Here is a 10556-nt window from a genome sequence, read left to right on the forward strand (position 1 = left end):
ATCGTGCTGGCCACCAAGGACCTCACCGCGGTCACCGACTACAACATCGACTACCTGCAGGGGCGGGTGCTCCTGACCCAGCCGCTGGAATCGACGGCCAGCGACAACCTGCTGGTGCACAGCGACGCCATGGGTGGCAACCCGGTCTACCTGGTGGCCCGCTACGAGTTCACCCCCGGCGTTTCGGACGTGGGCGCCATGAACTACGGCGGCAGGGCCCATTACTGGCTGGGTGACAGCGTGAAAATCGGAGTGACCGGCGATCTCAGCAACGACGCCGGCTCGGCCCAGACCCTGGTGGGCGGCGACCTCACCCTGCGCAAATCGGCCGCCACCTGGCTGAAACTGGAAAGCGCCCGCAGCAAGGGGTCCGATCTCTTCACCTCGACCTCGACCGACGGCGGCTACAGCTCCAACACCCAGACCATCCCCAATCCCGGCTCCCCCGCCATGGCCTACCGGGTGGACAGCAGCCTCGGCCTGCAGGACCTGAACAACAACTGGCGGGGCAAGATCACCCTCTACAACCAGATCCTGGAGGCAGGCTACACGGCGCCGGGGCAGACCGCCTACACCCGCACCTTCCAACTGGGGGGCACCGCCGAGCTCCCCATCACCGACCGGCTCTCCATCAAGGTCAAGGGGGACGCCAGGAACGTGGAGGAGGGGCTGGAGACGCAGGCGGTGGAGGCAAACGGCAGCTACCAGGTGAACGAGCAGTGGTCGACCGGCTTGGGTGCGCGCTTCGACCGCCGCGTGGACCATTCGCCGGTGGTTCCCCTGACCCAGGAAGTGGGCGATCGCACCGACGTGGTGGCCAAGGTCGCCTACGACTCCAAGGCGCGCTGGAGCAGCTACCTGTTCGGTCAGAAAACGGTGGAGACCACCGGCAACCGGGACGACAACGATCGGATCGGCGCGGGGGGCGCCTGGCGGCTCACCGACCGCTTCAAGGTGAACGGCGAGATCTCCGAGGGGACCTCCGGCCTGGCCGGCAAGCTTGGCACCGAGTACCTCTACAGCGACAAGACCACCATGTATCTCACCTATGCGCTGGAGAACGAGCGCACCGACAACGGCGTGCAGGCCAACAAGGGGAGCCTCACCTCCGGCTTCCGTACCCGCTACTCGGACAGCACCAGCGTCTTCGGCGAGGAGCGGTTTACCCACGGCGACACCCCGGTCGGGCTCATCCATACCTACGGCATCGACCTTACCCCCAACGACCGGCTGAACCTGGGGAGCAAGGTGGAGTTCGGTACCCTGCAGGACAACCAGACCGGCGCCACCACCAAGAGAACGGCGGTCGCCGTCACCGCCGGCTACGGTTTCGCCAAGGTGAAGCTCTCCAGCACCGTGGAGTTCCGGGAGGACGACCAGGAACAGCTGGATACCAGCACCATCGAGCGCACCACCTGGCTCTTGAAAAACAGCCTCAAGTACCAGCTCACCCCGGACTGGCGGTTGATCGGCAGCCTCGATTACTCCCGGAGCACAAGCTCCCAGGGGTCCTACTTCGACGCCAACTTCACCGAGGCGGTGGTCGGTTACGCCTACCGCCCGGTCAACAACGACCGGCTCAACGTCCTGATGAAGTACACCTTCTTCTACAACATGCCGGCCTCGGATCAGATCACCGGCACCACCTCCTCGGCCAACTATCTGCAGCGCAGCCACATCGCCTCGATAGACGCCACCTACGACCTCACCAAGCAGTGGAGCGTGGGAGGCAAGTACGCCTACCGGCTCGGGCAGGTGAGCATGGACCGGGTCAACCCGGAATACTTCGAGAGCCGCGCGCACTTGGGCGTGGCGCGGGTGGACTGGCACTTCATCCACCGGTGGGACGCCATGGTGGAAGGGCGGATCCTCGCGCTGCCGGACGCGCAGGATAGAAAGACCGGTGTGCTCCTGGGGCTCTACCGCCATCTGGGAGACCACTTCAAAGTCGGCGTCGGCTACAACTTCAGCGATTTCTCCGACGACCTGACCAACCTGAGCTACCGGCATCAGGGGGTATTCATCAACGCGATCGGGACCATTTAGTACGCCTCCCCCGCCGGGGAGGCCAGGGATGAGGATGGGGGCGCCCCCCGGCTCTGCACCAACCCCATCCTCACCCCGACCCTCCCCTTGAAGGGGAGGGAGAGTCGGGAGAAGGTGGAAGGAAGCCTGAAGTAGAAGGAAGGTTTCATTGGCACAAGAGCTATCCCGCACACGTCCCCCCCTTGATACAGGGGGGACAGGGGGGATTGCTTCTGGTGCATAACAGCCAACGTCGATATCAGTTTCAAAGCTCGCCCGGCGTCCCCTCCCCTTCAAGGGGAGGGACAGGGTGAGGATGGGGTTACGAGGTGACAAGCATGTTCAAAGTTCTCAAGGTGATCGTTTTAGGTGGGGTGACTCTGTTCTTCTCGATCCTCCCGGCTCTGGCTGAGGAAACGCCCAAGGCGCAGGAAGCTCCCAAGGCCCAGGAAGCGGTCAAGGCCCCGGAAGCTGTAAAGGTCCAGGAAGCTGCCAAAGCCGTGGAAGCCGCCAAAGCCCCGGAAGCTCCCAAGGCCCAAGCCGCCATCAAGGAGCAGGGGAAGGGACTGGACGAGCAGGTGCAGGAGATCAAGACCGATGTGCTCTCCATTGCGGCCGAACTGAACCAACTCGAGGAGAAGCTCATCTACCCGTCCGACACCCAGCTGGCGGTCTTCGTCTCGGTGGCCAAGGGGGAGAAGTTCCGGCTGGATGCGGTCAGGGTCGAGGTGGACGGCAAGACGGTCGCCCATCACCTGTACACCTTCAAGGAGCTGGAAGCCCTGCAGAAGGGGGGAGTGCAGCGGATCTTCGTCGGCAACGTGAGGACCGGGGAGCACGCGCTGAAGGTGACCTCGCTCGGCAAGACCGAAGGGGGGTCGGATTTCCAGAAGGATGAAAGCTTCAAGATCGCCAAGAACGTCGGCCCCAAGCTGGTCGGGGTGGTCCTGGCCGGCACCGGCATCGGCAGCAAACCCATCACCGTTAAGGATTGGTAGTCATGGCAAGGTTGATGCTCATACTGGGGTGCCTGCTCCTCGCCACTGCCGCGCTGGCGGCCAACCCCTACACCGCCAAGGGGCTGAAGGACGTCTACTACGGCGAGTCGCTCTACGAAGCCTTCCAGGGGGAGTGGTTCGACGCCGTGGCACGGCTGGACACCGAACTCGGGCAGTACCGCAGGCTCGATGAGCCGACGCTCGACCCGCTCAACTTCCACCTCGACCAGGCGGAGTTCGGCGTGGGGGACTTCGAGCTTGGCTACCGCATGCACCTGAAGGCCGGGCGCGCCATCAGCGCGGTGGTCGAAGGGAAGTTCGCGGACCCGGTGCGAAACGAGGCCATCTACCGGCTGGCGCGGCTCTACTTCCAGGAGGGGGAGCCGGAGAACGCCCTCAAGGCGCTGGAGCGCATGCGTGGAGTGGTGCCGGAGTCGGTCCGGGACGACGTGGAATTCCTGCGTGGCGAGATCCTTTTGGCGACCGGTCGTTTCCCGGAAGCGGCGAAGACCTTCAAGGATCTGCAGAAGGCGAAAAACCTGGCAGGCTTCGCCGACTACAATCTGGGCATAGCCCTGACCAGAGACCACAAGGAGCAGGATGGGCGTCAGTACCTGGAACGTGCCGGGCAGACGGCCGCTGACACGCCGGCCGCCAAGGCGATCCGGGACAAGGCGAACCTCGTGCTCGGCTACAAGCTCCTCGATGAAAAGGCTGGCGACAAGGCCAAGCTGGCCCTGGAGCGGGTGCGGCTGAGTGGGCCCTTCTCCAATCGCGCCCTGCTCGGCTCCGGGTGGTCCGATGCCTCGCGCGGCCAGTACGAGCGGGCGCTGGTTCCCTGGAGCATCCTGGCGGAGCGGGAGGTGACCGACCCGGCGGTCCAGGAGGCGATGCTCGCGGTTCCCTACGCCTACGGCAAGCTGAACATCTACGGGAAGGCCGCGCTCCTCTACGGCAAGGCCCTCGATTCCTTCGGCAAGGAGGTGGACAAGCTGGGCACCTCCATCACCTCGGTAAAGGAAGGGAAGTTCCTCAAGGCGCTGGCGCGGGAAGAGATCAAACAGGACGCCGACTGGGTCGTCAAACTGCGCACACTTACCAATGCGCCGGAGACCTATTACCTGTTGGAGCTGATGACCTCTCACGACTTTCAGGACTCTCTCAAGAACTACCTCGACCTGAACGAGATGCAGAAGAAGCTTGGGAAGTGGGAAACCGATCTCGACGCTTTCGAGGACATGATCAAGCAGCGCAAAAGCTATTACCAGCCGCTGCTTCCCGAGATCGACCGGACCTTCCGGCAGCTCGACTCGCAGATGCGCCTGCGCATGGAGCAGAAGGAGCGGGTACGCAAGCGGCTGAAGGCGATGCTGGTGGAACCGCGTCCCGAGAATCTGGCCACCGGTGAAGAAAGGATCATCCGGGAGAAGATAACCCGTCTGGAGCAGGCGATGGCCGCCAACGGGACGGCACCCGCCGAGGTTCGCGAGCGGATCGCCCGTCTGCGCGGGGTGCTCCTTTGGAACATCTCTACCGAGTACGACCGGCGTCTGACCGACACCTACAAGGACCTGCAGGACCTGAACAAGGCGGTGGATGGCTTGAAGAAACAGTACGATTCCTTCGTCCGGATCCGCCAGGCTGCGACCCAAAGCTACCAGGGGTACGACGAGTCCATCCGCAGGGATCGCGCCCAGATCGCCACCGCCAAGGAGAAGGTGAAGGAGCTGATGACGCGCCAGGGATCCGTGCTGGAAGCGATGGCCGTCGACGAGTTGAGCAAGCGCCGTGAGCGGCTGGAGCAGTTCAAGATCACCGCCCGCTTCGCCGTGGCCGACAGCTACGATCGCGCCACCAAGGCCCAGAACGAAGCGACCGCCGCCAAGATCCCGGCAGCCGCCAACGCCCCGGCCACTACCAAAGCCCCGGCAGCCGCGAACGTGCCGGCGGAGCAGGCTGCCACCAAATCATCCGTTGAGCAGGCTACCCCCAAGGCCCCCGCCGGCCAGGCTGCCCCCAATGCGGAATCCAAAGCCGCGGCCCCGTCCACCCCGTCCAGTTCGTCCAGTTCGTCCAGTTCGTCCAGTTCGTCCAGTTCGTCCACAGCGGCCCCGCCCGCGGCCCCCGTTGCCCCCTCAACGCCCGCTGCGCCCGCCGCCGCTGCGGCGCAACCTGCAACGGTTGCCGCCGCCGCGCAGACCGAAAAAGGTGGTGCCAAATGAAACGCATCGCCCTCGCACTCCTAGCAATTCCCGTGTTCCTCACCGCCTGCCAGTCCGGCGGCGGCAGGGATACCATTGCCCAACTGCGTAACCTTAAGGTCGACATCAAGGAGGAGGCGGTCCAGGGGGGCCTCGACAAGGCGATGGACAGCTATCAGCGCTTCCTGGACGAGACCCCGGAATCGAGGCTGACCCCGACAGCCATGCGCCGGTTGGCCGACCTGAAGCTGGAGAAGGAATACGGCTTCCAGTCGCCGGTGGTGGCAACCGCTGGTCGCTCCGCCTCGCCGGTGCTCGCCGCGCCGGAGCGGGCCGAAACCCCCAAAGTGGCCGCCGCCCAGCCCGCCCGGGCGCCGCAAGCAGGCAAAGTCGAATCCGACGACGATTTCGAAAAACGGGCGACGCAGACTTCGATGGCCCCCAGCAAGGGAGGCCAGGCTGCCGGTGCCGACGAGCTGGAAAAGGCCGGAGCCCGCGACGCCATCGCCATCTACAAGAAGCTTCTGGACAAGTTCCCCAACTACCCGGGCAACGACCAGGTCCTCTACCAGATGTCGCGCGCCTATGAGGAACTGGGGCAGACCGAGGACGCCATGGTGGTGATGAGCCGCCTCGTCAAGGAGTACCCGCAATCCCGCTACAACGACGAGGTGCGTTTCCGCCGGGCCGAATTCTACTTCACCCGCAAGAAGTACATCGAGGGGGAAGACGCCTACAAGAGCATCGTGGCGACCGGTCCCAAGTCGCCCTTCTACGAGCTCGCGCTCTACAAGCTCGGCTGGAGCTTCTACAAGCAGGAACTCTACGACGAAGCCCTGCATCGCTTCATCGCGCTGCTCGACCACAAGGTCTCCAGAGGGTACGACTTCGCCCAGACCAAGGACGACCAGGAGAGAAAGCGGGTCGACGACACCTTCCGCGTCATCAGCCAGAGCTTCTCGTACCTGCACGGCGCCGATTCCGTGGTGGAGTACTTCGACGCCCACGGCAAGCGGAGCTACGAGGACCTCGTCTACTCGAACCTCGGCGAGTTCTACTTCGACAAGCGCCGCTACACCGACGCTGCTGCGGCCTACAACTCGTTCGCCAAGCGCAACCCGTTCCACCGGGTTACTCCGCAATTCCACATGCGGGTGATCGACATCGAGATGGCGGGCGGGTTCCCGAGCATCGTCATCGAGGCCAAGAAGCAGTTCGCCAGGAACTATGGCCTCAAGGCAGAGTACTGGAAGCACTTCGATCCCAAGGCGCGCCCGGAGGTACTCGGTTGGCTGAAAACCAACGTCACCGACCTCGCCCATCACTACCACTCGCTCTACCAGGACCCCGAGCACGCCAAGGAGAAAAAGGAGAACTTCCAGGAAGCGCAGCACTGGTACGAGGAGTTCCTGTTCTCCTTCCCGAAAGATGGGGAGTCGCCGGCAATCAACTACCAGCTGGCCGAGCTTTTACTGGAGAACCACTCCTTCGCCCAGGCTGCGCTGGAATACGAGAAGACCGCCTACAGCTACCCCGATCACGCCAAGTCCTCGGCTGCCGGCTACGCCGCCATCTACGCCTATCGGGAGCGCCTGAAGGAGGCCCCGGCCGGGGAGAAGGAGAAGGTCAAGCGAGAGACCGTGCGCAGCTCGCTAAAATTCGCGGACACCTTCCCGAAACACGAGAAGGCCGCGATCGTGCTGGGAGCGGCCGCGGACGACCTGTACGAGATGAAGGATTACAAGCAGTCCCTCGCCGCCGCCAGCAAGCTGATCCAGCTCTTCCCGGCCGCGGACCAGGAGACCCGGAAATCGGCCTGGATGGTGGTCGGCCACTCCTGCTATGAGCTCCAGCAGTACGCCCAGGCCGAATCCGCCTACGGAAAGGTGCTGACGCTGCTGCCGGCGGATGACAAGCTGCGCGCAGGCTTCGTCGACAACCTGGCCGCCTCCATCTACAGGCAGGGTGAGCAGGCCGTCGCCCTCAAGAACTACCGCGCCGCCGCAGACCACTTCCTGCGGGTCGGCAAGCTGGCCGCCACCTCCAAGATCCGCCCCAACGCCGAATTCGATGCGGCCGCGGCGCTCATCCAGCTCAAGGACTGGAAGATGGCCGCCACCGTGCTGACCGGGTTCCGCGAGCTCTTCCCCGGCCACCAGTTGCAGCCGGAGGCCACCAGGAAGATCGCCTACGTCTACAAGGAGAACGGCCAGCTTGCCCTGGCCGCCGGCGAGTACGAGCGGGTGGAGACCGAATTCAAGGATGAGGAGGTCAGAAGGGGCGCCCTGATGCTGGCCGCCGACCTGCACCAGCAGGCAGGCAACAAGAAGAAGGCCCTCGCCGTGTACCGCCGCTTTGTCCGCTACTTCCCGGAGCCGGTCGAGGTGAACGTGGAGATGCGCAACAAGGTGGTCGAGATCGTGAAGGCGGAGAACGATCAGGACGCGTACCTGAGCGAGCTCAAGGATATGGTCGCGGTCGAGGCGGCCGCCGGGAAGGCGCGTACTCCCAGGACCCGGTTCCTGGCAGGGAAGGGCGCCTTGGTTCTGGCCGAGAAGAAGTACGAGCGTTTCAGCGAGGTACGGCTGGTGAAGCCGTTCGAAGAGAACCTGCGTAAGAAGAAGGAGCTGATGAAGGCAGCCACCGGGGCCTTCGGCAGCCTGGTGGATTACGAGGTCGGCGAAGTGACGGCAGCGGCCACCTTCTACCTCGCCGAGATCTACGCGAACTTCAGCAAATCCCTGACCGAGTCGGAGCGACCGACCGACCTGGACGCCCAGGAGAAGCAGGAGTTTGAGCTGGCCATCGAAGAGCAGGCCTACCCCTTCGAGGAGAAGGCGATCCAGATCCACGAGAAGAACCTGGAGCTGATCGGCAGGGGTATCTACAACCCCTGGATCGACAAGAGCCTGGTCAGGCTGGCCAAGTTCATGCCCGCCCGCTACGACAAGCCGGAGATCGCCGCCGAGGTGGTCGCCTCGCTGGACAGCTATGCCTTCGAGGTCGAGAAGCCCGCACCGCCGAAACCCGTGCCCGCACCGGCCCCTGCCGCACCGGCCGCCAAGCCCGCCGCGACTGCGCCGGCAGCCTCGTCCGCACCGGCAGCGCCGTCCACCACGTCCACACAGTCCAAGCCGTCCACCTCGTCCACCCCCGTGAAGGCGGCGGTCGAGCAGCCGGCCACAACCCAAGCAAAGACAACAGCAGTTCCGCGGGCCAAAGCACCCGCAGTAGTTCCACAACCCACTGGAGGGAACGAAAATGGGACAGATGCCAAAAGGTGATGCCATGAGGAAAAGCAAAGAGGGAATTTTCCAGGAAGGGATGAGAGCTGGCTACCTGCTGCTGGCCATCGGTCTTTCGCTGTTAGCGGGATGCGCGACCAGCAACACCAAGGTGGTGCCCGTCGTCGCACCCGTGCCCGTGGTAGTCGCGCCGGTGCCGACCGGACCGACGGTGACCCACTACACCGACGGTCGGGAAGGGTTCGCGATCAGCGAGCCGGGCGGCATAGACGCGAAGCTGCGCGCCGACTTCGAACAGGCCAACAAGATGGTCAAGGATGGAAAGTACGACCAGGGGATCGAGCTGCTGGAGAAGATCATCGTGCAGGCGCCCAAGCTGACCGCACCGCACATCAACGTAGCCATCGCCTACCAGCGGGTGAACAAGCCGGAGCTCGCCGAGCAGCATCTGAAGAAGGCGATCGAGCTGATCCCCAACCATCCGGTGGCGTGCAACGAATACGGCTTGCTGTTGCGGAAGCAGGGACGTTTCGATGAAAGCCGGAAGGTGTATGAGAAGGCGCTGGGGGCATTCCCGGAATACTATCCGCTGCACAAGAACCTCGGCATCCTGTGCGATCTGTATCTGAAGGACCAGGCGTGTGCCGTGAAGCATTACGAGGCGTACGACAAGGCGGTGCCCAAGGACCAGAAGGTGAAGATGTGGCTGGCCGACCTGCGCACCCGGTTAGGAAAGGACATGACAGCGTCGGCCGCTTCCCAGAACGCCGCGGCACACCCCTAGACGGCGGTGTCCGCCGCACGGAGTAAGACCATGTTTCGAAAGCTGTTTTTCACACTATGCGTTGTTGTGCTCTCCTCCGCCACGGCTGTGGCGGAGGAGCAGGGCGCCAGCGCCGCGACTGCCCCCCCGGCATCCGTGGCATCAGCCAGTCAGACCAGTCAGACCAGTCAGACCAGTCAGACCAGTCAGACCAGTCAGACCAGTCAGACCAGTCAGACCAGTCAGACCAGTCAGACCAGTCAGACGGCAGCCGCCGCTCCTGCGGCCGGCGACCAGGAGACCGCCAAGCAGCTGCGCGGCATGTCGGTCCTGGGCAACAACGAGGCACCCATGTCGCTCTTCATCGTGCCCTGGAAGAGCTCCGAGCTGGGCGTGGAAACCGACCTCTCCAGGAACTTGAATGAGCGCGACGTACCGGTGGACCGGGACGTGTTCCTGCGCGAGGTCCAGTACTACGAGGTCAGCGTAGAGGGGAAACCGGCCACCCTGTCGGCCGTCGTCTCCCCGATCGGCAAATAACCCATAACCAACCGCATTGCGGATTGATCCGACCGCGAGGTCACAAGAGCCAAGGAGGTAAAAGATGTTTGTTATCAGGTTTTTTCAGATGGGTGGTCTCTTCATGTTCCCGATTCTTATCGTGCTGGCGGCGGGCATCGCCATAGCGGTCGAGCGCTGGATCCACCTGAAGCGCGTCAAGGCGGAGAACAGCAGGAAATGGGACGAGGTGCACCCGGTACTTGCCGAAGGGAACTTCGACCGGGCGCGTGAAATGGTGAACGAGGACGAGTCGGCGATCTCGCAGATGCTGGCCATGGGGCTCGCGCGCCAGGGGGCGGTCCGCCGCCGGGAAGACATCGAGATCGCCATGGAGGAGAGGATGATGGAGATCATCCCCCAGCTTGAGAAGCGCACCCCCTACCTGGCGCTGCTCTCCAACATCGCCACCCTGTTCGGTCTCTTAGGCACCATCATGGGCCTGATCACCGCCTTTGCCGCGGTCGCCAACGCAAGCCCCGCCGAGAAGGCCGCCCTGCTCGCCGCCAGTATCTCCGAGGCGATGAACTGCACCGCCTTCGGCCTGATGACCGCCATCCCGCTCCTGCTGCTGCACGCCCGCCTGACCTCCACCACCGGCCAGATCGTCAACAGCCTGGAGATGGCATCGGTGAAGGCGCTCAACACGATCTCGACCTTCTCCAGGCGCCAGTACACCGAAGCCTAACAGCAGCAAAGCGCCAACCTGACAGGAGCCGAGTATGGCCAGATTAAGAAGGAAAAAGGGAGAGGAAGCGGCGACCGA

The 10556-nt window shown here is 63.7% G+C and carries 8 protein-coding genes; 7 read left to right on the forward strand and 1 reads right to left on the reverse strand.

The features are described 5' to 3' along the window. Positions 1–2046: TonB-dependent receptor (locus VJ604_RS04070; RefSeq protein WP_518517902.1), on the forward strand; the 2046-nt coding region annotated here is incomplete at its 5' end. Here the strand turns inward: VJ604_RS04070 and VJ604_RS04075 are convergent. Then, positions 2043–2201, reverse strand: coding sequence for a hypothetical protein (locus tag VJ604_RS04075; protein WP_324080103.1), 159 nt, complete (start codon positions 2199–2201; stop codon positions 2043–2045). The two genes, VJ604_RS04070 and VJ604_RS04075, sit on opposite strands and share 4 nt — an antisense overlap. A 162-nt stretch (positions 2202–2363) precedes the next feature. On the opposite strand from VJ604_RS04075, the gene VJ604_RS04080 reads away from it, so the two are divergent. From VJ604_RS04080 to VJ604_RS04105, 6 genes are all read left to right on the forward strand, one after another. Next, on the forward strand, positions 2364–3023 hold the full coding sequence (locus VJ604_RS04080) for a hypothetical protein (RefSeq protein WP_324080104.1): 660 nt from the start codon (positions 2364–2366) through the stop codon (positions 3021–3023). Between the two features lie 2 nt (positions 3024–3025). Further along, entirely contained in the window at positions 3026–5245 is a 2220-nt protein-coding gene (locus VJ604_RS04085) for a tetratricopeptide repeat protein (protein WP_324080105.1), read from the forward strand. Next, positions 5242–8508 carry a tetratricopeptide repeat protein gene (locus tag VJ604_RS04090; RefSeq protein WP_324080106.1) on the forward strand — a complete coding sequence of 1089 codons (3267 nt, stop codon included), beginning with the start codon at positions 5242–5244 and terminating at the stop codon, positions 8506–8508. The genes VJ604_RS04085 and VJ604_RS04090 overlap by 4 nt, the downstream gene beginning before the upstream one ends. Positions 8509–8512: 4 nt before the next feature. Next, on the forward strand, positions 8513–9253 hold the full coding sequence (locus VJ604_RS04095) for a tetratricopeptide repeat protein (protein ID WP_324080107.1): 741 nt from the start codon (positions 8513–8515) through the stop codon (positions 9251–9253). Positions 9254–9388: 135 nt separating this feature from the next. Next, a complete protein-coding gene (locus VJ604_RS04100; protein WP_324080108.1) occupies positions 9389–9772 on the forward strand; it encodes a hypothetical protein in 384 nt (127 codons plus the stop codon). Positions 9773–9836: 64 nt separating this feature from the next. Continuing rightward, complete coding sequence (locus VJ604_RS04105; RefSeq protein WP_324080109.1) at positions 9837–10478, forward strand: MotA/TolQ/ExbB proton channel family protein; 642 nt, start codon at positions 9837–9839, stop codon at positions 10476–10478. The last annotated feature ends 78 nt before the right edge of the window (positions 10479–10556 follow it).

Origin of the sequence: Geomonas sp. (assembly GCF_035254065.1) — a bacterium.
Classification (GTDB): domain Bacteria; phylum Desulfobacterota; class Desulfuromonadia; order Geobacterales; family Geobacteraceae; genus Geomonas.

Coding starts and splice junctions, on each gene's coding strand:
- VJ604_RS04105 (WP_324080109.1), top strand. CDS start 9,837: ATGTTTGTTATCAGGTTTTTTCAGATGGGTGGTCTCTTCATGTTCCCG.
- VJ604_RS04090 (WP_324080106.1), top strand. CDS start 5,242: ATGAAACGCATCGCCCTCGCACTCCTAGCAATTCCCGTGTTCCTCACC.
- VJ604_RS04085 (WP_324080105.1), top strand. CDS start 3,026: ATGGCAAGGTTGATGCTCATACTGGGGTGCCTGCTCCTCGCCACTGCC.
- VJ604_RS04080 (WP_324080104.1), top strand. CDS start 2,364: ATGTTCAAAGTTCTCAAGGTGATCGTTTTAGGTGGGGTGACTCTGTTC.
- VJ604_RS04095 (WP_324080107.1), top strand. CDS start 8,513: ATGAGGAAAAGCAAAGAGGGAATTTTCCAGGAAGGGATGAGAGCTGGC.